Source organism: Mesorhizobium sp. M1396 (assembly GCF_040317725.1).
Lineage (GTDB): Bacteria > Pseudomonadota > Alphaproteobacteria > Rhizobiales > Rhizobiaceae > Mesorhizobium.
Map to the genome: position 1 here is coordinate 56,202 of NZ_JAMYLA010000022.1, position 23,838 is coordinate 80,039.

A 23,838-nucleotide genomic window follows, 5' to 3' on the forward strand; every position below is an offset into this window, starting at 1 on the left:
ACCCTTTGGAATCATTCTTTATCCTGTGCGTGTGCGTGGATGAAGAATGATGAAAGCACTTTCCGCATTGATCGCTGCCGCAGCGCTGTTTGGCGGCATTCAGCTGTTTCACGGTGGCAGCGGTGAAAGTGCCGCCGACGAAGTCGCGCCGTCCAACAGCTACAGGTTGGTCGCCAATGGCGATGAGGCGGCCTGTGCGGTCAGCCGCGGGGCCGAAATTTCGGATGGCTTGTCCCTGCTCGCCGTTGCTCCGAAATGCCGCCGGCTCTTGCCGGGCATAGAGCAGGCGAAGTTCTGGCGCGAGCAAAACGACGGCACGGTCGCCTTCAGCGCCAACGGTGTCGATGCGATCGTCACATTCGCGGCTGCCGACGGCGACGGCTATGAATCCTATGCCCCGGCCGCGCCACTTCTGTCGCTGGCGGCTACCGGTGATTCGAAATCCGGCGATTGATTATTCGGCCGCGGCCCGCGCGCCAGCCTTCGCCGCGGCGTGCAGGCGAACCGCATCGCCGAAGGCACGGAATATTTTCGTCGAGTTGCTGTCCGATTTGACCCAATATTCCGGATGCCATTGCACGCCGACGGCGAAGGCGCGGGCATCCCTGACCGACACCGCCTCGACCGTGCCGTCGCTGGCGACGGCCTCGATCTGCAGCTTCGGGCCGAGCCGGTCGACGGCTTGGCGGTGTACGGAATTGACCATGATATCACCCTCGCCGAACACACCGGCCAGGCAGCTTCCGGGCTTGATCGTCACCTTTTGCCGGATGCCGAAGCGTTCGTCCTGATTGTCGCTCACCGGCGCACGGTGATCGAGCGAACCCTCACGCTCCTGGATCTCGGTGCCGAGCGTGCCGCCCAGCGCAACGTTCATCTCCTGGATGCCGCGGCAGATGGCGAGCAGCGGCACGCCGCGCTCGATCGCCCGGCGGATCAGCGGCAGCGTCGTGGCGTCGCGCGCCGGGTCATAGGGGCCGTTGGCTTCGCTGGCATCGCCGCCATAGAGCGAAGGATGCACATTGGATTTCGAGCCGGTGACCATGACGCCGTCGACCGACGACAGAAGTTCGTCGAAGTCGAGCCGGTCGCCGAATGATGGCACAAGCACCGGGAACACGCCGGCGCCGGTGATCGCCGCTTCCAGATATTGCTGCGGGGCGGCATGCCAGGTGTAGTTGTCGAACTGACGGACGTCGGTCGATATGGCGACGAGCGGCTGATGCATTTTGGCTCTGTGTTCCATCTGGGCAAGGGGATGTCCTGCCTCTAAAATAGGCGATCCCCGGCTATTTTTCCATGCCAAGTTTCAGCGTGTCGCGTGGGCCACGAAACGGCCTGTTAGACTATAGTTGCAGGGCAGCTGGGCAGCGCCGTCAAATCGGGCCGCCGTGCTGGACTCGACTTCTTGCCCGTGTATTGTTTCGAGCGAACCGATATGGGAATCGAGGATATCCCCGAACATCGGTCTGTTGATCCGAAAGGGAGGAACTTCATGGATCGTCGTTCATTCATTCGCAAGGCCGGTGTCACCGGCGTCGGTGCCGCGGCGGCGGCGGCCACGCTGGCGGCGCCAGCAATCGCTCAGTCCAATCCCAAGGTGACGTGGCGGCTGGCATCGTCCTTCCCGAAATCGCTCGACACTATCTATGGCGGCGCCGAGGTGTTCTCCAAGATGCTGTCGGAGGCCACCGACGGCAATTTTCAGATCCAGGTCTTCGCCGCCGGCGAACTGGTGCCGGGCCTCCAGGCCGCCGACGCCACCACGGCCGGCACGGTCGAGGCCTGCCACACGGTGGCATATTATTACTGGGGCAAGGACCCGACATGGGCGCTTGGCGCGGCGGTTCCCTTCTCGCTCAACGCACGTGGCATGAATGCCTGGCACTACCACGGCGGCGGTATCGACCTGTTCAACGAGTTTCTCGCCACGCAGGGCCTTTTCGGCCTGCCGGGCGGCAACACCGGTGTGCAGATGGGCGGCTGGTTCCGCAAGGAAATCAACACGGTGGCCGACCTTTCCGGCCTCAAGATGCGCATCGGCGGCTTTGCCGGCAAGGTGGTGCAGAAGCTCGGCGTCGTGCCGCAGCAGATCGCCGGCGGCGATATCTACCCGGCGCTGGAAAAAGGCACTATCGACGCAGCCGAATGGGTCGGCCCCTATGACGACGAGAAGCTCGGCTTCTACAAGGTCGCACCCTACTACTACTATCCCGGCTGGTGGGAAGGCGGCCCGACCGTCCACCTGATGTTCAACAAGGCGAAATACGACGAGCTTTCGCCGACGTACAAGTCGCTGCTGCGCACCGCGGCACAAGCCGCCGATGCCAACATGCTGCAGAAATACGATTATTTGAACCCCGCGGCGGTCAAGCGGCTGGTGGCCGGCGGCGCGAAACTGCGCCCGTTCAGCCAGGAGATCATGGCCGCCTGTTTCGAAAAGGCCAACGAGGTCTATGCCGAAATGGAAGCCTCCAACGCCCCGTTCAAGAAGATCTGGGAATCGATCAAGGGCTTCCGCAAGGAGCACTATCTCTGGGCGCAGGTGGCCGAATACAATTACGACACCTTCATGATGGTCCAGCAACGCAACGGCAAGCTGTAGCCCTTCAACGGTTTGCGCTGGCTGAAGTCGAAGTCCGCGTCGCCCCTCATCCGCCTTCCGGCACCTTCTCCCCGTATAGTGACGGGGAGAAGAGAGCTGGCACCGGCCGCGGCGCCCCTGCAATGCGGATGATCGGCGAAATCGGCGATGAAGGCGTCCTTCTCCCCGTCACTATACGGGGAGAAGTGCCCGGCAGGGCGATGAGGGGCGGCGCGGACGCTTGTAACTAACAATCTGGGGCGGTAGCCACTCAGCTCCGGCCTGGCACCACCAGCACCTTTACCTCGCCGGGCGCCGGTGGATTGGCAATCACCGCGGCCGCGTCCTCGAGGGCCACCTGCCTGGAGATCAGCCTGTCGATCTCGATGGCACCCGATGCGATGAGTTCGGCGGCGCGGCGATGGGTGTACGGATTGAGGAAGGAACCGAGCACCCTCAGTTCCCGGAACAAAAGGTCGAAGGGCTCGAATTCCGCTTTCATGCCTTGCGGCGTCACGCCGACGATGACGACGGTGCCGCCGGCGCGGGCCAGCCGCATCGATTGCTCGACGGTCTCTCGCACGCCCGCGCATTCGAACACCACGTCGGCTCCGCCCGGCACCATGCCCGCCGGTCCGGCGATGGCTTCGATGACATCGGCGGCGGTCGGATCGACCGTCGCCGTGGCACCGAGTTCCTCGGCGAGCGCGCGCCGCGAGGCTTGCCTGGTCGACAGAATGACGGTGGTGGCCCCGGCCAGTCTAGCCAGTTGCACGGTGAGTAGGCCGATCACGCCGCCGCCCAGAACGACCACCGAGCCGCCCGGTTTGATCCCGGCAAGGTCCACGCCATGCAGACAACAACCGAGCGGCTCGCAGAATGCACCGTGCATCGGATCCAGGCCCACAGGCAGGACAAAAGCCTGCTTCTGCGGCAAGGCAAGGTATTCGGCAAGGCCGCCGTCGCGATGGATGCCGATGGCTTGCAGATTGCTGCAGAGGTTGACCCGTCCGGCATGACAATGGGCACAACGCCCGCAGGCGATGTTGGGGTCGCCGGTGACACGATCGCCAATGGCAAAGCCGGATACGGATGCTCCGATCGCCTCGACGATGCCGGAGAACTCATGGCCGGGAGTCACCGGCGTCGTGCAAGGAAATTCGCCGTGAAACAGATGCCGGTCTGTACCGCAGACGCCACAGGCTTCGACACGCACCAGAAGCTCGTCCGGCCCGATATCAGGCTTGTCGACTTCGCGCAGCGCGATGCTGCCCACCGCTTCCAGCCGAACCGCCTTCATGATCTTGCTCATGCCGGGTTCAGTTGAAGCTTGGCGGCTGCGACAGATCCGGCTGCGGTGCTGCCGGTTGGGCCGGCGCCGGTTCGCCGAAGTTCGGCGGCTGCGACAGATCATCGGGCGCGGCGGGAGCGGCTGGTGCCGTGCCGCCCGCAGATGGTGTGCCGAGCGGCGACAGGCCGGGTGCCTCCGGCACCTTGTAATCGATCGTGCCCGGATCGACGGTCGTTCCCTTGTAGTGCATCACCATTTGCGGGAAGGCGATGGTCAGCCCGATCATGATCACCTGAATACAGACGAAGGGCACCGCGCCCCAATAGATCTGTCCGGTGGTCACGGGTGCGATCTGTTTGCCGGTCAGGCGGTCGAGATAGGGCACGCGGGCGGCCACCGAACGCAGGTAGAACAGCGCGAAGCCGAAGGGCGGGTGCATGAAGCTGGTCTGCATGTTGACGCCCAGAAGCACGCCGAACCAGATCAGGTCGATGCCGAGCTTGTCGGCGGCCGGCGCCAGCAGCGGCACGATGATGAAGGCGAGCTCGAAGAAGTCGAGGAAGAAGGCGAGGAAGAAGACGAGCAGGTTGACGCCGATCAGGAAGCCGACTTCGCCGCCCGGCAGCGAGGTCAGCAGGTGTTCGACCCAGATGTGGCCGTTGACGCCGTAGAAGGTCAGCGAGAACACCCGCGCGCCGATCAGGATGAACAGCACGAAGGACGACAGCCGCGTCGTCGAGGTCAGCGCCTGCTTGACCACGTCAAGCGACAGCCGGCCCTTTGCCGCCGCCATGATCAAGGCGCCGACGGAGCCCATGGCGCCGCCCTCGGTCGGGGTGGCGATGCCGAGGAAGATGGTGCCCAGAACCAGGAAGATCAGCGCCAGCGGCGGGATCAGCACGATGATCACCTGTTGCGCGAGCCTGGACATCATGTTGAAGTTCAAGCCTTTGTCGGCAATGGCCACGATGTAGATGAAGAACACGCCGGCAGTGGCGCCGAGAATGTCGGCATTGTCGCCATGGGCCGGCGCGAGATAGCGATACGCCGCGTAGGAAACCGCTGATGTGACCGCCAGCGCCACCAGCAAGGACATCACGCCATGGCCGAGCTTGCGGGCCTCGAGCGGCAGCGCCGGCATCGAGTTCGGCCGGATGATCGACATGATCAGGATGTAGAGCATGTAGAGGCCCGTGAGCACGAGGCCCGGGATCAGCGCGCCCGCATACATGTCGCCGACCGACCGGCCGAGCTGGTCGGCGAGTACGATCAGCACCAGCGATGGCGGGATGATCTGGGCGAGCGTGCCCGACGCCGCGATGACGCCGGCCGCCACGCGCCGATCATAGCCGTAACGCAGCATGATAGGCAGCGAGATCAGGCCCATGGCAATGACGGATGCCGCCACCACGCCGGTGGTCGCCGCCAACAGCGCGCCGACGAAGATCACCGCATAGGCGAGGCCGCCGCGGATCGGCCCGAACAGCTGGCCTATCGTGTCGAGCAGATCTTCGGCCATGCCCGATCGTTCAAGCACGATGCCCATGAAGGTGAAGAACGGAATGGCCAGCAGCGTGTCGTTCGACATCACCCGGCTGCCGTAGAAATTATCCGGCAGTGCGTGCAGAAGCGGCCAGGCAAGATTGATCGATCCACCGGAATAGGGCGAGAGGAGCACACCGATGAAGAAGAACATCAAGCCGTTCGCGGCCAGCGAAAAGGCGACTGGATAGCCGATCAGCATGAACAGGATCAGCGAAGCGAACATGATCGGCGCCATGTTCTGGGCGATGAACTCCATCACGAGCGCACCTCGTCGGCCAGCGCCTTGGCTTCGAGCTCGGCCTGCTCATGCACCGATATGAAGGGATTGGGGTCGTCCATGTCGCCGCGCATGATGGCGATCTTCTTGATGATCTCGGAGATGCCTTGAAGTGCGAGCAGGAAAAAGCCGACCAGCAGGATGGCCTTGGCCGGCCAGATGATCAGCCCGCCGGAGTTGTTGGACATCTCGCCGCTGCGAAACGACAGCGACACATAGGGAACGAAATAGATCACCATCAGCGTCACGAACGGCATCAGGAAGAGGATATGGCCAAGCAGGTCGATCCAGTGCTGCATGCGGCGCGAAAACAGGCCGTAGACGACGTCGATGCGGATATGTTCGTTCTGCTTCAGCGTATAGGCGGCGGCCAGCATGAAGGCGGCGCCGAACAGATACCACTGCAGCTCGAGCCAGGCGTTCGAGGATATGTCGAACACCTTGCGGATGATGGCGTTGGCTGCGCTCACCAGGATCGCCAGCAGGATCAGCCACGAGACCCATTTGCCAATGAACTCATTCGCGCGATCGATGGTCCTGGATAGAGCGAGAAGCCCTGCCATGCATTCCTCCCTGTGTGTCGGAGGCGTGCCGGCTCCCCCTTATTGCCCGTCACGCCGCGTGGTCCAACGGTATGCCGCGCGTGGACTGACGGGTCAACAAGGATAGCGGCGGCAAAATATCATTGCACGGGAGAGCTGGGCGGATACCGGCTCTCTGCCCCCGCGTCATTCAACCAAAGTCTGATGCGGTTCAGGCGATTTTGCCGGTGTCGCGGCCGGCGCCGATCAGCACCAGGATCGCGACCAGGAACAGATACATCCACGCATCGCGCCATTCGACCGGGAAATAGCCGGCCCACAGCGATTCGGCCATGCCGAAAGCGGCCGCGCCGAGCGCCGCCCGCGGCGGCGAGAGATAGCCGCCGACCGCCGTCACGAATAGGATCTTCAGCCCGTAGACAAGGCCGGAGCCGAAGCTGACATTGCCGTAATAGAGGCCGGCCATGACGCCGGCCAGCGCGGCGCAGAAACCGCCGAACAGCACAGCATGCCGTAACACCGCGCGCACGTCGACGCCGCACATCGCGGCCGCCTTGGGATCGTCGGAGACGGCGCGCCACTGCCGGCCGAAGCTCGAACGGGCAAATGCCCAGCTGGCCAGTGCGATTGCCGCCAGCACCACCGCGCAGTCGATGAGCTGGATAAGCGTCAGCGTCGCCTTGAAGGTCGCGCCCTGCGCGAAAATGACAGGCTGTGCCAGCATCGGCGGCAGCCACAGATCGTGCGTGTCGGCCGCAATGCGGCTCGCCTCGGACAACAGCAGCAGGATGCCGAGCGTCGTCACTACGATCGCGTTGGGTGTACGGTCGGCCAATGGCTCGAAGACGCTGCGCGACAGCACGTGGCTGAGCAGCGCGGCATAGAGGAAAGCCGCGACGACGCCGAGCGCCACCGCCGCAAGCAGTGTCAGCCAAAGCACCTGATAGCCGAAGGCCGCGGTGAGGATCATCGTTTGTCCGCAAAAGGCGAACAGCGCGCCATAGGCGAGGTTGGTGCGATGCAGGATGCCGTTGGTCAGCACATAGCCGAAGGCGAGCAGCGCATAGAGCGCGCCCGAATGCAGTCCGTTCAGGACCTGCTGGAAGAAGTAGAGCATGCAAGAACCTCGGAACATGTCGCCCAAAAAAGCGAAGTGGTTTTGTGACGACGACATGCTCAAAAGGCTGCGGAGACCGCATCCTGCGGTAAGGTTTGCATCGTCGAATCTAACTTGTCAAATGCGATTTATCGGTTAGATTTCCGATATGACGGTATCCTGGACCCCGCACCGCTTCACCGGCGGCCTGCTTGCGCTCGACACGGCCAACACCGTCGTGCTGCGCGGCGATCCGCGGAGGTCTTTCGACCGCTTCGACGATCCAGCCGAGATTGCCCGCTTCGCCGATGCGGCGAGCCGCTTTCGCGCAGCCGAGCTTGGCGGCAGACCGCTGGCAGCACCGTCACCGGCGACGATTGCACCCGTCGTGCTGTCGATCCGTGAGGCGACGGACCGGCTGTTTCGTGGCGCGGTGTCGAAGGGTTCTATTTCAACCTCCGATTTGCCGGGCTTCCTCAAAGCCTGCTCCGATGGCCTGGACGGTAGCCGGACCGAGATCGGTGCGCCGGGAAGGCCGTTCGGCGATCCGGTGACGCCGATCGCCTTCGAGACGGCGCTGGCGGTTTCGGCGCTCTCGCTGCTGTGCGACGACACCGCCGCAAGGCTCAGAATTTGTCCCAACTGCACCTGGCTGTTCGTCGACAGAAGTCGCAATTCCAGCCGCCTTTGGTGCGACATGGCGGTGTGCGGCAACAGGCAGAAGGCTAGGCGTCACTATCGTCGCCGCCGCATGGCGGAAAATGAGGTCAAAAATGCCTAAGGGTCTTTCCCGTTCGATCGTCGTCGGTGCGGCACTCATTGCCGCCGTTGCGCTCGGCGCCTGCCGCGACACCGGCCGCGATACCGGTGAAGACGAAGGCAAGCTGTTCGAGATTTCCGGTAAGATATTCGTCTTCAATTACCGCCTCGCCAGGGCGACCTATGTCGTGACGCTGCGGCCGCTGAAGCCGATGGGAGATGGTCAGGTAGCGGTCGCCAGCTTCCAGGATCCCGCCGGCGGCGCGCCATTGGTGGTCGAGCAGAAGGTGTGGCCGAAGCTCGACAAGGTGACGCTGGAGAGCCCGGCGCTGACCTGCGTCGTCAAGAACAAGCCCTATGCGATCGCCATCAGCATCAAGGGAGCCGACGGTGCGGTCTTGCAGGAGATCGACACCACGCTGATGTCGACGGAAGACCAGTCGATCCTGCCCGACCGGCCGCTGGTCATCGACCAGCTCTATACGGCCAATCCCGATCTCGCCGGCCATCCCGACGGCAAGCTGCCGGGCGAGCCGAAGCCGGATTGCTCGAAGGGCACCTGACGCGTCGCTGCAGCGCCGTGCAATGCCCGCGGCGATGGTCGCCGACTGTTCGTCGTGCGTTGCCCGGCACCTGCGATTTTGTTTGACCTGCCTTGCAAGGGAAGAAAGGATGCGTCATCCGACCCCGACGTTGGCTGCCTGCCCCCGCGCGGCCTCCGCAGAGGAAATTCCTGATGACGCTGCATGACGTCGCGCTCGACGATAAGTTCGACCTCGCAAAGGAGCGCATCTTCCTGTCGGGCGCGCAGGCGGTCATCCGCATGCTCCTGATGCAGCGCGAGCGTGACCGCCGCGCCGGCTTGAACACGGCCGGTTTCGTCTCCGGCTATCGCGGCTCGCCGCTCGGCGGCCTCGACATGCAGCTGTGGAAGGCCAAGAAACAGCTCGCTCAGGCCGACATCGTCTTCCAGCCAGGCCTCAACGAGGAGCTGGCCGCCACCGCTTGCTGGGGCGCGCAGCAGACGGAGCTGCTGGGCGAGGGCACCCATGACGGCGTCTTTTCGGTCTGGTACGGCAAGGGGCCGGGCGTCGATCGCTCCGGCGATGTGTTCCGCCATGCCAATCTCGCCGGCTCGTCCAAGCATGGCGGCGTGCTCGCCCTGATGGGCGACGATCATATGGCCGAATCCTCGACGAACGCGCATGCCACCGAATTCCTGTTCGTCGACACCATGGTGCCGATCCTCAACCCGGCCGGTGTCCAGGAGGTCATCGATTACGGGCTCTACGGCTTTGCCATGTCGCGCTTTGCCGGCACCTGGGCGGCGATCAAATGCGTCAAGGACAACATCGAATCGACGGCCTCGGTCGATGCCTCGCTCGAGCGGTTGAACATCGTCGTGCCGGATTTCGACATGCCGCCCGGCGGTCTCAACATCCGCCACGAGATCGATATGCTCGGCCAGGAGGAGCGGCTGCATGAGCATAAGCGCGCCGCGGCTTCCGCCTTTATCCATGCCAACGGGCTGAACCGCATCGTCTATTCGGGCGGCCGCAACCCCAAGATCGGCATCATCACGCTGGGCAAGAGCTATCTCGACGTCCGCCAGGCGCTGGAGGACATCGGCATCGACGAGGCGGCCGCCAACCGCATCGGCGTGCGGCTGTTCAAGGTCGGCTGCCCCTGGCCGCTCGACCTGCATCACATCGCCGACTTCGCCCGCGGCCTCGACACCATCGTCGTCGTCGAGGAGAAACGCTCGCTGATCGAGGTGCAGCTGCGCGAGAGCCTTTACGGCACCGCCACGCAGCCGGTCATTGTCGGCAAGAAGGACGAGCGCGGCGACTGGCTATTCCCGGCCAAGGGCGCGCTCGACCCTAACGAGATCGCCATCGCGCTTGGCGAGAGGATCATCAGGACCATCGGTCCGTCCGAGGAGATTTCGGCGCGGGTGGCCAAGCTGCGTCAGTTCCAGGCAATGCTCGCCGACGCCACCGACATCGGCTCGCGCACGCCGTTCTTCTGTTCCGGCTGCCCGCACAATTCGTCGACCAAGGTGCCGGACGGCTCGATCGCCGGGGCCGGCATTGGTTGTCATTTCATGGCGCTGTGGATGGACCGCAACACCGTCGGGTTCACGGCCATGGGCGGCGAGGGCGCGCAATGGGTCGGCCAGGCGCCGTTCTCGAAGCGTGGCCACATCTTCCAGAATCTCGGCGACGGCACCTACAACCATTCCGGCACGCTGGCGATCCGCTTCGCGCTGTCGACCGACGCCAACATCACCTACAAGATCCTCTACAACGACGCCGTCGCCATGACCGGCGGCCAGCCGCACGAAGGCGGTCTGACCGTCGATATGATCGCCAGGCAGGTGCGGGCCGAAGGCGTCGATCGCATCGCCATCGTCACCGACGAACCCGACAAATATGCCGGTAAGGCCGAATTCCCGGCCGGCGCCACCATCCATCACCGCGACGATCTCGATCTCGTCCAGCGCGAACTGCGGGACGTCAAGGGCGTATCGGTCTTGCTCTACGACCAGACCTGCGCCGCCGAAAAACGCCGCCGCCGCAAGCGCGGCACCTTTCCCGATCCCGACAAGCGCGTCTTCATCAACGAACTTGTCTGCGAAGGCTGCGGCGATTGCGGCGTGCAGTCGAACTGCGTCTCGATCCAGCCGGTCGAGACCGAATTCGGCCGCAAGCGCAGGATCGACCAGTCGAGCTGCAACAAGGACTTCTCCTGCGTCAACGGCTTCTGCCCGTCCTTCGTCACCGTGCATGGTGCCAAGATCCGCAAGGCCGAAGGTCTTGCCGGCAAGGCCAATCCGCTCGACGGCGTGCCGACGCCCGCCGAATTCCCGCTGGGCGAGCAAGGCTGGGCAGCGATCATCGATGGCGTCGGCGGCACCGGTGTCGTCACTGTCGGTGCCGTGCTCGGCATGGCCGCCCATCTCGAGGACAAGGGTTGCGGCATGATCGACATGGCCGGTCTTGCCCAGAAGGGCGGTTCGGTGTTCACCCATGTCCGTATCGCCCGTACTCCGGACGACATCCATGCCATCCGCGTTTCGGCGGGGAAGGCCGATCTCGTGCTTGGCTGCGATCTCGTCGTGTCGGGCGCCAAGAAGGTGCTGACCGCGGTGCGCGAGGGCCATACCATCTTCCTCGCCAACACCGCCGAGATCATGCCCGGCGAATTTGCCCGTTCGGCCGATTTCTCGTTGCCGACAGAGCGCCTGAAGAAGGCGATCCGCACCGCTGCCGGGGACGACAAGGCGCATTTCTTCGACGCCACCCGCACCGCCACGGCACTGTTCGGCAACTCGCTCGGCGCCAACATGTTCATGCTCGGTTTTGCCTTCCAGCATGGCGGCTTGCCGCTCTCAGCCGAAGCCGTCGAGAAGGCGATCGAGCTCAATGGCGAAGCCGTGGCGATGAACATCGCCGCCTTCCGCTGGGGCCGTCGTGCCGCCCACCAGCCGGATTTCGTACGAGGCCTTGTCGCCCAGCCGGGCCCAACCGTCGCTGGAAAGACCGGCAAGGCCGCCGATGTCGCCGAGACCTTGGACGACATCATTGCCCGTCGCGTGGCATTCCTGACCGCCTATCAGAACGGCGCCTATGGCAGGCGTTATGCCAAAAGACTGGCCCTATTGCGCGCCGCAGAAGCGAAGGCCGTGCCCGGTTCGACCGCGGTGTCGGAAGCCGCCGCCAGGAACCTGTTCAAGCTGATGGCGATCAAGGACGAGTACGAGGTGGCGCGGCTCTATGCCGACGGCTCGTTCGCCGCCGAATTGCGCAAGCAGTTCCAGAGCTACGAAAAGCTCGAATTCCATCTCGCACCGCCGATCATGGGCCGCCGCGGCAGTGACGGCAAACCGAGGAAATCGAGCTTCGGCCCCTGGATGATGAAGGGATTTCGCCTGCTGGCAGCGATGAAGGGCCTGCGCGGCACCGCCTTCGACCCGTTCGGCTACACCGCCGAGCGGCGCATGGAGCGGCAGCTCCTGGCACAGTTCGAGGCGGATCTGGAACTCATCGTCAAATCGCTGGCGCCGGCCAGGGTCGATGCCGCGGTGGCCCTTGCCTCGGTGCCCAGCCTCATTCGCGGCTATGGCCATGTCCGGCAGGCCAGCGCCGAGAAGGCAGCCGGGGAGCGCTCCCGGTTGCTCCAGCGCCTCGCAAACGCACCGGCGGGGGCGGCACTTCAGGCCGCCGAGTGAAGGCCTTGTTTACCTGAAGCTTGATTTTCCGGTCTGTCCTGCATTTGCGCTCCTTCGGCAACCGGGCCAAAGCCACTGTTCTAAGCCTTTCTTAAGGCGGATGTGGGATGACGAGGCCTAGCGTTGGGCCGACGATATGGGCAGAACAAAGACCGAAAACATCCCGGCGGATGTTTATATCCAGTTTGTGCGGTCGTTGTTCGACAACGCTCACATGCTGGTGATTGGCGGCGTGTGCTACTGGATCCTCGGATTCATGATCTACTTGCGCACGCACAATTCATTGTTCCTGGCTTTCTCTTTTAGTCTGCTGTCCATCAGCCTTTTCCGCTACTTCGGCATTCGCGACTTCCGGAAGGCGGGCGGTGTAATAGCCAATGTCCAAGAGGCGCGGCGGTGGGAGCGCAATTATATCCTCAAGGGCAGCCTGCAGGGCCTCGGCCTGGGCGCGCTGTGCTTCATATCGATCTATGTCTATCCCGATCCCTTTGCCGAACTGGCCGCGACGTCGCTGGCCATCGCAACCTTGGTGACGGTTGTTGGCCGGAACTACGGATCTCCGCTCATGGTGCGGATTTTTTCCGTGACCTTCATTGGTCCGGCAGCACTTGCACTCTTGCTGCGCATGGATATCCCCTCGGTCGTTCTGGGGCTGATGATCATCCCCTTGACGTTTATCACGATCAACAGCGCCGACCACGTCCGCGACGTGCTTTTCTCGGCGGTCATCGGCCACAAGGAAGCAAAGAAGCTCGCGCACAGGTTCGATCGCGCCCTAAACACCATGTCACACGGCCTGGTCATGCTAGGCCCCAACGGCCGCGTGGCGGTAGCCAATGCCGAAGCCGCCCATCTGATGTCGCTCAAGTCCGGGGATGCGCTGCTTGGGCGGTCCATCCACGGTCTTTTGATGCGTGGCGTCGCCGCCGGCATGTTGGCACCGAAGGATTGCCGCTACATCGAGGCCCAATTGACGCGCGCGCTGCGCGAGGGCCGCGACCGCAAGGTGCTGGTTTCCCTCGCCAACGGCCAGCACTATGAATTCTCGGCTCGCGAAGGCAGCCAGGAGCTGGGCGTCATCACCTTCGAGGACGTGACGGCGCGCGTCGAGGCGGAAGACAAGATCCGCTTCATGGCGCGTTACGACAATCTTACCGGCCTGCCCAACCGTGCCTATTTCCACGAGTTGATCGGCGAGGCCATGGCGTCCGGCGATCGCGACCGGCTCTGCGGCCTGGCGGTACTCGACCTCGACGATTTCAAGAGCGTCAACGACACGCTCGGCCATCCGATCGGCGACGGCTTGATCTACGCCGTTGCCGAGCGGCTTGCCGCCATTGCCGGGCAAGGCATCACGGTCAGTCGTTTCGGCGGCGACGAGTTCATGATCTTCTTCGACCGCGTCGAGGATGAGAGCCATCTGACCAGCCAGCTCGACGAGATTTTCGCCGGCCTGCAAGGAGAAGTCGACGTCGCCGGTCACGGCCTGCGGGTCCAGGCCAGCGGCGGCGCCGTGCTGTCGCGGGTGAAGGATACCGATGTCGACGCCATGATCGTCAAGGCGGACCTGGCGCTCTACAAGGCCAAGGAACTCGGCAAGAACGGCTGGCGGCTGTTCGAGGCGGCAATGGACGCCGCGTTCCGCAACCGTCAGCTGATGAAGGCGGATCTGCGCAGCGCGGTGGAAAGCAAGGAATTGCGGGTAGTCTACCAGCCGATCGTGGCAATGAACACGATGCGCATCGCCGGTTGCGAGGCGCTGTGCCGCTGGGACCATCCCGATCTCGGGCCGATCTCGCCCAGCATCTTCATTCCGCTGGCCGAGGAAATGGGCATCATTTCCGAGATCAGCACCTTCGTGCTGCAGGCAGCCTGTACCGAATGCGCCAAATGGCCCGACCAGACCAGCGTCTCCGTCAATCTCTCCGCCAAGGATTTCCGCAGCCGCGATGTCATCCAGAAGGTTCGCGACGCGCTGGCGAGCTCCGGCCTCGCCGCTGGCCGGCTGGAAATCGAGGTCACCGAAACGGCGCTGCTCGACGACAAGTCGCTGACACGCCAGTACATCGAGGAATTGAAGCAGATTGGCGTGCGCATCGCGCTCGACGATTTCGGCACGGGCTATTCGAGCCTGAGCTATCTGCATAAGCTGCCGCTCGACAAGATCAAAATCGACCGCTCGTTCCTGATGGACGTCACCCAGAACCCGCGTTCATTGGAACTGCTCAAGGGCATCGTCAACCTGTCGCGGCCGCTGGGACTTTCCGTGACCGTCGAAGGCGTCGAGACCTTCGAGCAACTCAAGATCCTGGCCTCGCAGGTCAAACCCGATCTCGTGCAGGGCTTCCTGTTCGGTGCCGCGCTCAGTGCGTCGGGTATCGAGACGATGTCGAATGTCACTTGGCCCTTCGCCGCTGACCTGCGTCTCATTGGCAAACGGACAGCCATTTAGCGCCGTGACCGACAGCGAGCGTTGGTTTGGCTCACGCACCTTTATTGATGGGGTGCGATGCCTTGGAGGCAATGATCCAAATCCTTCTCGGGGCGTAATCCCCACTAAGACATTCTCAAATGGGCGGGTCCGCCTGTTAAGGTTAACAGAAGGTAAATCAACAACATCTAAATTTCAGCTTGTGTCTCACTTCCACTCGAATAGCTTGTCCGTAGGCGGAATTTCGAGGACAGATGATGGATGCTGCAAGGGGTGCAAGGAATGCGCCGGGCGCGATCAGCGCGGCCGGGGATTCGATGCTGAACCGATCGATCATGCAACAGCTGGAGCATGTCGATTATCGCCTCATTACCGGAGGCGAGGATCTGGAGGCGATTTACCGGCTTCGCTATAAATCCTACCTGCGCTCTGGCATGTGCGGCCCAATCGCCAGCGGAATGTTCGAGGACCGTTGGGACGATCTGCCCAATTCCTACCGGTTCGGTGTCTATTGCTATGGCGAATTGGTCAGCACGATCCGCTTCCATTACATTTCCAGCGAGCACCCGCATTCGCCCTCCGTCGATGCCTATCCGGAAGTGCTGATCGAGCGACTTGCCCGCGGAGAAACCTTCATAGACGGAACCCGCTTCGCAACCGATCCCGACAGTGCACCGGCGCCCGGAGTGTTGCCTTTCCTGACACTCAGGCTTGCCATGGTGGCCTCGCGCTACTTTGGCCAGAACTCGGTCCTTACGCCGGTCAAGATCGAGCATTCCAATTTTTATTCCCGTTACTTCAATGCCGTGCAGAGGACCGAGGGAAAAGTATTTCCGGGCGTTCTTGCCCCGATCGCTCTGTTCGAAATCCCCGCCGGCGAGAATATGCGACTGACGCTCGAACGGTTCCCATTCTTCAGGTCGACGTCGACGGAACAGCGGCTGATGTTTGCCAATCCGGCCATCAACGGACTGACACCCCTGTCCATCGTGCCGACAGCGAAATATTATCGCGACGCCGCCTGAGGCTTCCGATTTTTGCGGAGCGTCTGGAGCTTTCCAGCCGGATAGGCGTTCTGATGGTGGCAGCGTTTTGACGCTCGGCATCTGCATTTCGATGGATCTCCCAGAAGGAACCCGACATGACCATTTCCACGCTTGCGCTCACCCCGCTCATCTCGCTGATCGCCGGCGTGCTGATCCTCGTCATGCCAAGGCTGTTGAACTACATCGTCGCGCTCTATCTGATTGTCGTCGGACTGCTCGGGCTTTTCCCGCACCTTGCCGGCTGACAGCGCCACTTGAGGCAGCGCAAACCGTCCGCTTCGCCCCCCTTTCTGAGCATCTTCGCATCAGGCGCCCGAATCCGGGGTCGGGCTCCGGCGTCATGTCGGCAGCCGGCTTCAAATTTCCGTTGAGGCAGTTGTCGCTGCGATGCGGCAATAGCGCCATTGCTCTCGGCCCGGCTTTTCGCTATGTGCCTGAAAGATGTCTTCGAAGGGGTATTCCTATGGCTGATCACTCGCCGACCGGTCCTGTCGAACTGGGCGCGAAGATGGACTATGCCGAGCATGACCGCACCTATGCGGGCTTCCTCATGCTGGCCAAATACGGATCACTTTTCTGCGGAGCCCTGCTCCTGGCGATGGCCTTCGGCTTCTTCGCGGGCGGCTTCTTCTCGGCGACCATCCTGTTCGTGCTGATTATGGCCGTCGGCGCCTTTATCCTCCGATAGATTTTCCGACACCTTGTCCACGCCGCCGCCGCGAGGCCGGCCGGCATCTTGCGGGAACGAGCTTCCCGCCGAAAGGATCATGCGGTGGGACAGACGGTATTCATCCCTCGTGAACTCGATGCCAACGAGCCGCGCGTCGCGGCCTCGCCCGATACGGTGAAACGGCTGGCGGCGCTGGGCTTCGAAATCGTCGTCGAGACCGGTGCCGGCACCCGGTCGCGCATCCCCGACGAGGAATTCGCCAAGGCCGGTGCCGCCGTCGGCAAGGTTTCGGATGTCGCCAAGGCCGATGTCGTGCTGAAGGTGCGTCGGCCGACGGATGTCGAGCTGAAGAGCTACAAGCCGGGCACAGCAGTCATCGCCATCATGGATCCCTATGGCAACGACGCCGCCGTTGCAGCCCTGGCCAAGGCCGGCGTCACCGCTTTCTCGATGGAATTCATGCCGCGTATCACCCGGGCGCAGTCGATGGATGTTCTGTCCTCGCAGGCCAACCTGGCCGGCTACCAGGCGGTGATCGACGGCGCTTCGGAATATGACCGGGCGCTGCCGATGATGATGACCGCGGCCGGCACGGTGCCGGCGGCAAAGGTCTTCGTCATGGGCGTCGGTGTTGCCGGCCTGCAGGCGATCGCCACCGCGCGTCGGCTTGGCGCAGTCGTCACCGCCACCGACGTTCGCCCCGCCGCCAAGGAACAGGTCGCCTCGCTCGGCGCGAAGTTCCTCGCGGTCGAGGACGAGGAGTTCAAGGCTGCCGAGACGGCCGGCGGCTACGCCAAGGAAATGTCGAAGGAATACCAGGCCAAGCAGGCGGCCCTCACCGCCGAGCATATCGCCAAGCAGGATATCGTCATCACCACGGCGCTTATCCCCGGCCGTCCGGCGCCGAAGCTGGTCTCGGCGGCGATGGTTGCCTCGATGAAGCCGGGCTCGGTGCTCGTCGACCTGGCGCTCGAGCGCGGCGGCAATGTCGAGGGCGCCGTGTCAGGCCAGGTCGTCACCACGGTCAACAACGTCAAGATCGTCGGCCATCTCAATGTGCCCGGCCGCATCGCGGCGTCGGCATCGCTGCTTTACGCCAGGAACCTGTTCGCCTTCCTCGAGACGCTGGTCGACAAGACGACCAAGACGCTTGCCATCAATCGAGACGACGACCTGGTCAAGGCGACGATGCTGACCGATGGCGGCAAGGTGGTTCATCCGGCCTTCGCCAAGGCCGACCAGCAGCCGCCAAAGGGCCAATATGTCGAGCCGGCGGCAATTACGGCCAAGACCATGGTCGCCGACGCTTCGGCCAAACCGAAGAAGGCCGCTCCCAAGAAGGCAGCCGCGTCCAAGTCGCCTTCGTCGAAGTCGAAAGGCATTGCGTGATGGATCAGACCCTGCAGAAAGCCCTCGATCAGCTCGACCAGGCCTCCGCCGCCGTTCGGCTGGCGGTGCACAATATGGCGACCGCGCCCGGTGGCGCCGAGGCGGCGGGTGATGCCGCGCACGCTTTGTCCGGCGGCGCCATCGATCCCTTCGTCTTCCGATTCGCCATTTTCGTGCTGGCGATCTTCGTCGGCTATTATGTCGTCTGGTCGGTGACCCCCGCTTTGCACACGCCGCTGATGGCCGTCACCAACGCCATCTCCTCGGTCATCGTCGTCGGCGCATTGCTTGCCGTCGGCATCGCGGCCTCCGGCATCGCCGCGGGCTTCGGCTTCGTCGCCTTGATGCTGGTTTCGGTCAACATCTTCGGCGGCTTCCTCGTCACCCAGCGCATGCTGGCCATGTACAAGAAGAAGGACAAGTAGAGCGCCATGAACGCCAACTTCGCGTCCTTCCTCTACCTTGTTTCCGGCGTCCTGTTCATCATGGCGCTGCGCGGGCTGTCGCACCCGACCACCAGCCGCCAGGGCAACCTCTACGGCATGATCGGCATGGGCATTGCCATCGCCACCACGCTGGCGCTGGCGACCCCTTCGGCCGGACGCTTCGGCCTGATCGTGCTTGGTCTTGCCCTTGGCGGCGGTGTCGGCGCCGTCACCGCGCGCCGCATCGCCATGACCTCGATGCCGCAGCTGGTCGCCGCCTTCCACTCGCTCGTCGGCCTTGCCGCCGTGATGGTGGCGGCCGCGGCGATCTATGCGCCTGAGAGTTTCGGCATCGGCACGGTCGCCGACATTCACGCCCAGGCGCTGATCGAGATGAGCCTCGGCGTCGCCATCGGCGCCATCACCTTCACCGGCTCGGTCATCGCCTTCCTCAAGCTCGATGGCCGCATGTCGGGCAAGCCGATCATGATCGGCGGCCGCCACTTCATCAACGCGGCGCTTGGCGTGGCACTCATCGTGCTGATCGTGCTCCTGGTCACCACGGAATCGAAGCTGGTGTTCTGGCTGATCGTCGTGGCCTCGCTCGTCCTGGGGGTCCTTCTCATCATCCCGATCGGCGGCGCCGACATGCCGGTCGTCGTCTCGATGCTGAACTCCTATTCCGGCTGGGCGGCGGCGGCCCTCGGCTTCACGCTCGGCAATCTGGCACTGATCATCACCGGCGCGCTGGTCGGCTCGTCCGGCGCGATCCTGTCCTACATCATGTGCAAGGGCATGAACCGAAGCTTCATCTCGGTCATCCTCGGCGGCTTCGGTGGCGAGACCGCAGCAGTTGCAGATGACGGCATCGAGCGCACGGTCAAGCAGGGATCGGCCGACGACGCCGCCTACCTGATGATGAACGCGCAGAAGGTCATTATCGTGCCGGGTTACGGCATGGCGGTCGCCCAGGCCCAGCACGCGCTGCGCGAAATGGCCGACAAGCTCAAGGCCAATGGCGTCGACGTGAAGTACGCCATTCATCCGGTCGCCGGCCGCATGCCTGGCCACATGAACGTGCTGCTCGCCGAAGCCAATGTGCCCTACGACGAAGTGTTCGAGCTCGAGGACATCAACTCCGAATTCGCGCAGGCGGACGTCGCCTATGTCATCGGCGCCAACGACGTCACCAACCCGTCGGCGCGTGACGACAAGTCGTCGCCGATCTACGGCATGCCGATCCTCGACGTCGACAAGGCCCGCACATGCCTGTTCGTCAAGCGCTCGCTCGGTTCCGGCTACGCCGGCATCGACAACACGCTGTTCTACAAGGACGGCACCATGATGCTGCTCGGCGATGCCAAGAAGATGACCGAGGAGATCGTCAAGGCGATGGATCACTGATCAGGAATCAGCACCGAGACACGCCAAGGAACGCCCGGCTCGCGCCGGGCTTTTTCTTGGCTTGACGGCGTTTTCCAGGCTACGATGACGAAATCCCGTCTCGCTGGCGGGATTGTCGTCAACGGAGACGTTGGTGCCCGACCCCATCGCATCGCCGCCCACCGGGAAAGCGCCGCGCAAGCCCAGTCAGGCGGTGGTGATCGTGCATGGCATGGGCGAACAGCGGCCGATGGATACGCTGCGCGGCTTTGTCCAGGCTGTCTGGAGCCACGACCCCGCCCGCGCGCCGTTCTATGCCCATGTCGCCGATCCGGCCGACCCCGCCGGCGCGAAGATCAACCGGAGCTGGATCACACCCGACAGCCGGACCAATTCATACGAACTTCGCCGCATCACCACGCCCTACGACGTCGATGGCCGCCGCACCGATTTCTACGAGCTGTACTGGGCCGACATCACGCAGGGCACGACGCGGGGCCGGCTTGCCGCCTGGGTGACGAATCTGCTGTGGCGCAAGCCCACCGACATTCCGCGCGACGCCCGCAAGCTCTATCTCGTCACGCTTCTTGCCGTCATCGTCGTCCTGTGCGCGGCGCTCGCGCTCGCGACGTCGGTTTGGCAGCAGTATATCTCCTTGGCCGCCGGCCTGCTCGTCACCATCCTGGCCTCATTCATCATCTGGGCGGTGGACCGGTTTGGTCTTCCCTATTTCGGCGATGTCGCGGCCTATGTGCGCGCGGAAGCAGCGACGGTCGAGAAGCGGGCGCTGATCCGCGACCGCGGCCTGCGGCTGCTGAAACGTCTCATGATGGACGATGCCTACGACCGGATCGTGCTGGTGTCGCACAGCCTTGGATCGATGATCGCCTATGATCTCCTGCAGATATTATGGGCCGATTTCAGACCCCGAGAACTGGAGCCCATCCGCGACAAGACGAAACTGAAGGCCATCCACGCCATCGACAAGGCCACGCTTATTGCCGACGGTTCGGCATGGCCTGACAGGCTGGACGACCTCGCCGGCTTCCGGCGCGACCAATGGGAGCTCTACCGACAACTGCGCACTGGCGATGCCGACCATCCGTTGCCATGGAAGATCAGCGATTTCATCACGCTAGGCAGTCCGCTGACCCACAGCGAGTTTCTGGTGACGCATGATCTCGCCGAATTCAGGCGCGGTATCGCCGAGCGGCTGTTCTCGGCATGCCCGCCGATCGCTGACACGGCAGCCGGCGGGACCGTGCTTTATCCGGAAGGGCGCAGCCGTTCAGGCAAACCACGGCGGGCGGTGCATCATGGCGCGGTGTTCGCCGCGACGCGGTGGACCAACATCTTCGATCGCAGCAATGGCTGGCTGACGGGTGATCCGATCTCCGGGCCGATGGCTGAGAATTTCGGCCCGGGCGTAGAGAATATCCAGGTCGAACTGCGCGGCTACCGCGGCCGCATCTTCACCCACACGCTCTATTGGTCGTTGGCAGCGACCGGTGTCGAGGTCACCGCGCCGGCCGGCGTTGCGCCGCGCTCGCATCTGGAGGTGTTGCGCGACGCTGTCGACCTCGGCCGCAAACTGGAGTGAGCTAGGCGGCTCCGGAGGCGAGCCCGCAAGCGTAGAAGCGGATCGGGGCTCAGATATCCAGGTTGGCGACCGACAGCGCGTTGTCCTGGATGAATTCGCGCCTGGGTTCGACCTCGTCGCCCATCAGCCGCGAGAACAGACTGTCAGCGTCGGTCGCGTCGTTGACCTTGACCTGCAGCAGCGAGCGCACGTTCGGGTCGAGCGTGGTTTCCCACAGCTGTTCGGCGTTCATCTCGCCGAGACCCTTGTAGCGTTGCATGGTCAGGCCCTTGCGGCCGGTCGCAAAGACGGCGTTGAGCAGAGCCAGCGGCCCCGAGATGGTTTCGGAGACATCCTTGCGGCGCAGCACCGGCGGCGACCCGTAGACGTCGCTGAGACGCTGTGCGTAGCGGTCGAGCTGGCGTGCATCGGCCGAGTTGATCAGCGCCAGATCGAGATGCGCGTATTCCTTGACGCTGCGCACCGTGCGCTCGAACACATAGCCACCGACGCCTTCATTCGAGGTCGACATACGGCCGGTCCAGCCGCGCTCGGTATCCTCGGCGATGATGTCGAGGCGTTTTGCAATCCGCTCCGCCATGGCGTTGGCGCGGCCAAGATCGGTGAAGACGTCCGGGTTGAGCCCGCCGGCGATCGCCGCCTGTTCGACCACGCCTCTGTTGTAGCGTGTGTGCAGGCCGTTGATCAGCTGACGCACGGCCAGCGCGTCGTCGATGGCACCGCGCAAATCCTGCCCGGCACGAACCTCGCCCGATCCGAGCGAAAGCGATGCTTCTTCCAGCCCCGAGCCGATCAGGAATTCCTCGAAGGCGCTCTCGTCCTTGATGTATTGCGAACTCTTGCCGCGCGTCACTTTGTAGAGCGGCGGCTGGGCTATATAGAGATGGCCGCGCTCGATCAGCTCCGGCATCTGCCGGAAGAAGAAGGTGAGCAGCAAGGTGCGGATGTGGGCGCCGTCGACGTCGGCGTCGGTCATCAGGATGATCTTGTGGTAGCGCAGCTTGTCGGCGTTGAACTCGTCCTTGCCGATCGAGGTGCCGAGCGCGGTGATCAGCGTGCCGATCATGTCGGAGCCGAGCATGCGGTCGAAGCGCGCCCGTTCGACATTGAGGATCTTGCCGCGCAACGGCAGGATCGCCTGGTTCTGGCGCGACCGGCCACCCTTGGCCGAGCCGCCGGCGGAATCACCCTCGACGATGAAGATTTCGGATTTCGCCGGGTCGCGTTCCTGGCAGTCGGCCAGCTTGCCGGGCAGGGAAGTAACGCCGAGCGAGCTCTTGCGGGTGATGTCGCGCGCCTTGCGTGCCGCTTCACGTGCCGCCGCCGCCTGGATCACCTTGTCGACCACCACCTTGCCCTCTGCAGGGTGCTCCTCCAGCCAGGTGCCGAGCGCTTCGTTGACCAAGCCTTCGACGACGGGCCGGACTTCCGAGGAAACCAGCTTGTCCTTGGTCTGCGAGGAGAATTTCGGATCGGGAACCTTGACCGAAAGCACCGCCGTCAGGCCTTCGCGGCAGTCATCGCCGATCAGCGAGACTTTTTCCTTCTTGGTCAGGCCCGAGGATTCGCCATAGCCGGTGATCTGGCGCGTCAGTGCGCCGCGGAAGCCGGCCAGATGGGTGCCGCCGTCGCGTTGTGGGATATTGTTGGTGAAAGCCAGCACGTTCTCGTGGTAGCTGTCGTTCCACCACATCGCCACTTCGACGGTTATCCCGTCGCGCTCGGCCTTGATGGCGATCGGCTTGTCGATCAGCGGCTTCTTGACCCGGTCGAGATATTTGACGAATTCTTCCAGCCCGCCATCATAGTGCAGTTCATGGCGCACGACGTCGGCGTGACGGGCATCTGTCAGGACGATGCGCACGCCGGAATTGAGGAAAGCAAGCTCACGCAGCCGGTGTTCCAGCGTCCCGAAGTCGAATTCGACCATGGTGAAGGTCTCGGTCGACGGGAAGAAGGTGATCTCGCTGCCGCTGCGCCCTTCATAGGTGCCCGGCTGCTTGTCCTGTTTATAGCTGCCTGTCGCCTTCAGCGGCGCGTCGGCATTGCCATGCGTGAAGCTCATCTCGAAGATCTGGCCGTTACGGCGGATTTTCAGTTTCAACCAGGCCGAAAGCGCATTGACCACCGAGACGCCGACGCCATGCAGGCCGCCCGAGACCTTGTAGGAATTCTGGTCGAACTTGCCGCCGGCATGCAGCTGAGTCATGATCACTTCAGCCGCCGAAATGCCTTCTCCGGTGTGGATATCGGTCGGAATGCCGCGCCCATTGTCGATCACGGTGACCGAACCGTCGGGGTTCAGCGTCACGGTGACGAGGTCGGCGTGACCGGCCAGCGCCTCGTCGATCGCATTGTCGACCACCTCATAGACCATGTGATGCAGGCCAGAACCGTCGTCGGTGTCGCCGATATACATGCCGGGGCGTTTGCGCACGGCATCCAACCCCTTCAAAACCTTGATGGAATCGGCGCCGTATTCGGCTTCAGCGCCGTTGATGTTGTCGATCTGATCGCTCATGAAAACCTGTTGTCTGGATGCCGCTCGCACGGCGCGAAAAATCGGCCC

The 23,838-nt window shown here is 63.3% G+C and carries 19 protein-coding genes; 13 read left to right on the top strand and 6 right to left on the bottom strand.

Translation table 11 applies throughout. The annotated features are described in order from the left end of the window. Nucleotides 1-49: 49 nt before the first annotated feature. Complete coding sequence (locus tag NKH02_RS16475) at nt 50-454, top strand: hypothetical protein (protein ID WP_352880107.1); 405 nt, start codon at nt 50-52, stop codon at nt 452-454. On the opposite strand, the gene NKH02_RS16480 is transcribed toward NKH02_RS16475, so the two are convergent. Then, a complete protein-coding gene (locus NKH02_RS16480) occupies nt 455-1,228 on the bottom strand; it encodes a gamma-glutamyl-gamma-aminobutyrate hydrolase family protein (RefSeq protein WP_352880071.1) in 774 nt (257 codons plus the stop codon). Between the two features lie 267 nt (nt 1,229-1,495). Between NKH02_RS16480 and NKH02_RS16485 the strand changes: the two genes are divergently transcribed. Then, on the top strand, nt 1,496-2,605 hold the full coding sequence (locus tag NKH02_RS16485) for a TRAP transporter substrate-binding protein (RefSeq protein WP_126067370.1): 1,110 nt from the start codon (nt 1,496-1,498) through the stop codon (nt 2,603-2,605). Between the two features lie 250 nt (nt 2,606-2,855). Here the strand turns inward: NKH02_RS16485 and NKH02_RS16490 are convergent, their stop codons facing one another. The 4 genes from NKH02_RS16490 to NKH02_RS16505 form a co-directional block, all read right to left on the bottom strand. After that, complete coding sequence (locus tag NKH02_RS16490) at nt 2,856-3,884, bottom strand: zinc-dependent alcohol dehydrogenase family protein (protein WP_352880109.1); 1,029 nt, start codon at nt 3,882-3,884, stop codon at nt 2,856-2,858. A 19-nt stretch (nt 3,885-3,903) separates the two neighbouring features. Continuing rightward, nucleotides 3,904-5,676, bottom strand: coding sequence for a TRAP transporter large permease (locus tag NKH02_RS16495; RefSeq protein ID WP_352880073.1), 1,773 nt, complete (start codon nt 5,674-5,676; stop codon nt 3,904-3,906). Next, nucleotides 5,676-6,260, bottom strand: coding sequence for a TRAP transporter small permease subunit (locus NKH02_RS16500; protein ID WP_352869223.1), 585 nt, complete (start codon nt 6,258-6,260; stop codon nt 5,676-5,678). The genes NKH02_RS16495 and NKH02_RS16500 overlap by 1 nt, the downstream gene beginning before the upstream one ends. A gap of 190 nt (nt 6,261-6,450) precedes the next feature. Continuing rightward, the gene (locus tag NKH02_RS16505; protein ID WP_352880075.1) at nt 6,451-7,356 is read right to left on the bottom strand and encodes a branched-chain amino acid ABC transporter permease; all 906 of its coding nucleotides are present in this window, start codon (nt 7,354-7,356) and stop codon (nt 6,451-6,453) included. A 148-nt stretch (nt 7,357-7,504) separates the two neighbouring features. Here NKH02_RS16505 and NKH02_RS16510 point away from each other — a divergent pair, with 148 nt between their 5' ends. The 11 genes from NKH02_RS16510 to NKH02_RS16560 all read left to right on the top strand — a co-directional run bounded on the left by NKH02_RS16510 (nt 7,505) and on the right by NKH02_RS16560 (nt 21,269). Beyond that, nucleotides 7,505-8,116: a CGNR zinc finger domain-containing protein gene (locus NKH02_RS16510; RefSeq protein ID WP_352880077.1), complete on the top strand. Its 612-nt coding sequence runs from the start codon at nt 7,505-7,507 to the stop codon at nt 8,114-8,116. Next, nucleotides 8,109-8,657 (top strand): hypothetical protein, encoded by a 549-nt coding sequence (locus tag NKH02_RS16515; protein ID WP_352880079.1) that lies wholly within the window; start codon nt 8,109-8,111, stop codon nt 8,655-8,657. Before NKH02_RS16510 ends, NKH02_RS16515 begins: the two co-directional genes overlap by 8 nt. 173 nt (nt 8,658-8,830) lie before the next feature. Further along, a complete protein-coding gene (locus NKH02_RS16520) occupies nt 8,831-12,325 on the top strand; it encodes an indolepyruvate ferredoxin oxidoreductase family protein (protein ID WP_352880081.1) in 3,495 nt (1,164 codons plus the stop codon). Nucleotides 12,326-12,461: 136 nt separating this feature from the next. After that, nucleotides 12,462-14,777 carry a putative bifunctional diguanylate cyclase/phosphodiesterase gene (locus NKH02_RS16525; protein WP_352880083.1) on the top strand — a complete coding sequence of 772 codons (2,316 nt, stop codon included), beginning with the start codon at nt 12,462-12,464 and terminating at the stop codon, nt 14,775-14,777. 296 nt (nt 14,778-15,073) lie between these two features. Beyond that, entirely contained in the window at nt 15,074-15,781 is a 708-nt protein-coding gene (locus NKH02_RS16530; RefSeq protein WP_352880085.1) for an N-acyl amino acid synthase FeeM domain-containing protein, read from the top strand. A gap of 116 nt (nt 15,782-15,897) precedes the next feature. Beyond that, nucleotides 15,898-16,047 carry a DUF3096 domain-containing protein gene (locus tag NKH02_RS16535; RefSeq protein ID WP_013528205.1) on the top strand — a complete coding sequence of 50 codons (150 nt, stop codon included), beginning with the start codon at nt 15,898-15,900 and terminating at the stop codon, nt 16,045-16,047. A 218-nt stretch (nt 16,048-16,265) separates the two neighbouring features. Further along, nucleotides 16,266-16,490, top strand: a complete 225-nt coding sequence (locus NKH02_RS16540) for an aa3-type cytochrome c oxidase subunit IV (protein ID WP_292180183.1) — start codon at nt 16,266-16,268, stop codon at nt 16,488-16,490. A gap of 84 nt (nt 16,491-16,574) precedes the next feature. Further along, on the top strand, nt 16,575-17,861 hold the full coding sequence (locus NKH02_RS16545) for a Re/Si-specific NAD(P)(+) transhydrogenase subunit alpha (RefSeq protein ID WP_352880087.1): 1,287 nt from the start codon (nt 16,575-16,577) through the stop codon (nt 17,859-17,861). Beyond that, nucleotides 17,861-18,286, top strand: coding sequence for a proton-translocating transhydrogenase family protein (locus tag NKH02_RS16550; protein WP_502910889.1), 426 nt, complete (start codon nt 17,861-17,863; stop codon nt 18,284-18,286). The genes NKH02_RS16545 and NKH02_RS16550 overlap by 1 nt, the downstream gene beginning before the upstream one ends. Nucleotides 18,287-18,292: 6 nt before the next feature. After that, nucleotides 18,293-19,690: an NAD(P)(+) transhydrogenase (Re/Si-specific) subunit beta gene (locus tag NKH02_RS16555; protein WP_352880089.1), complete on the top strand. Its 1,398-nt coding sequence runs from the start codon at nt 18,293-18,295 to the stop codon at nt 19,688-19,690. A gap of 133 nt (nt 19,691-19,823) precedes the next feature. Next, a complete protein-coding gene (locus NKH02_RS16560; protein ID WP_352880091.1) occupies nt 19,824-21,269 on the top strand; it encodes a hypothetical protein in 1,446 nt (481 codons plus the stop codon). A 49-nt stretch (nt 21,270-21,318) separates the two neighbouring features. Here NKH02_RS16560 and gyrB read toward each other — a convergent pair whose 3' ends face one another. After that, the gene (gene gyrB / locus NKH02_RS16565) at nt 21,319-23,790 is read right to left on the bottom strand and encodes a DNA topoisomerase (ATP-hydrolyzing) subunit B (RefSeq protein ID WP_352880093.1); all 2,472 of its coding nucleotides are present in this window, start codon (nt 23,788-23,790) and stop codon (nt 21,319-21,321) included. Nucleotides 23,791-23,838: the final 48 nt, after the last annotated feature.

Bases quoted from the DNA above. Each gene is read 5' to 3' on its own strand.
- NKH02_RS16540 (WP_292180183.1), top strand. From the start codon at position 16,266: ATGGCTGATCACTCGCCGACCGGTCCTGTCGAACTGGGCGCGAAGATG.
- NKH02_RS16510 (WP_352880077.1), top strand. From the start codon at position 7,505: ATGACGGTATCCTGGACCCCGCACCGCTTCACCGGCGGCCTGCTTGCG.
- NKH02_RS16555 (WP_352880089.1), top strand. From the start codon at position 18,293: ATGAACGCCAACTTCGCGTCCTTCCTCTACCTTGTTTCCGGCGTCCTG.
- NKH02_RS16500 (WP_352869223.1), bottom strand. From the start codon at position 6,260: ATGGCAGGGCTTCTCGCTCTATCCAGGACCATCGATCGCGCGAATGAG.
- NKH02_RS16550 (WP_502910889.1), top strand. From the start codon at position 17,861: ATGGATCAGACCCTGCAGAAAGCCCTCGATCAGCTCGACCAGGCCTCC.
- NKH02_RS16475 (WP_352880107.1), top strand. From the start codon at position 50: ATGAAAGCACTTTCCGCATTGATCGCTGCCGCAGCGCTGTTTGGCGGC.
- NKH02_RS16525 (WP_352880083.1), top strand. From the start codon at position 12,462: ATGGGCAGAACAAAGACCGAAAACATCCCGGCGGATGTTTATATCCAG.
- NKH02_RS16515 (WP_352880079.1), top strand. From the start codon at position 8,109: ATGCCTAAGGGTCTTTCCCGTTCGATCGTCGTCGGTGCGGCACTCATT.
- NKH02_RS16495 (WP_352880073.1), bottom strand. From the start codon at position 5,676: ATGGAGTTCATCGCCCAGAACATGGCGCCGATCATGTTCGCTTCGCTG.
- NKH02_RS16490 (WP_352880109.1), bottom strand. From the start codon at position 3,884: ATGAAGGCGGTTCGGCTGGAAGCGGTGGGCAGCATCGCGCTGCGCGAA.
- NKH02_RS16520 (WP_352880081.1), top strand. From the start codon at position 8,831: ATGACGCTGCATGACGTCGCGCTCGACGATAAGTTCGACCTCGCAAAG.
- NKH02_RS16505 (WP_352880075.1), bottom strand. From the start codon at position 7,356: ATGCTCTACTTCTTCCAGCAGGTCCTGAACGGACTGCATTCGGGCGCG.
- NKH02_RS16535 (WP_013528205.1), top strand. From the start codon at position 15,898: ATGACCATTTCCACGCTTGCGCTCACCCCGCTCATCTCGCTGATCGCC.
- gyrB (WP_352880093.1), bottom strand. From the start codon at position 23,790: ATGAGCGATCAGATCGACAACATCAACGGCGCTGAAGCCGAATACGGC.
- NKH02_RS16530 (WP_352880085.1), top strand. From the start codon at position 15,074: ATGCTGAACCGATCGATCATGCAACAGCTGGAGCATGTCGATTATCGC.
- NKH02_RS16485 (WP_126067370.1), top strand. From the start codon at position 1,496: ATGGATCGTCGTTCATTCATTCGCAAGGCCGGTGTCACCGGCGTCGGT.
- NKH02_RS16480 (WP_352880071.1), bottom strand. From the start codon at position 1,228: ATGCATCAGCCGCTCGTCGCCATATCGACCGACGTCCGTCAGTTCGAC.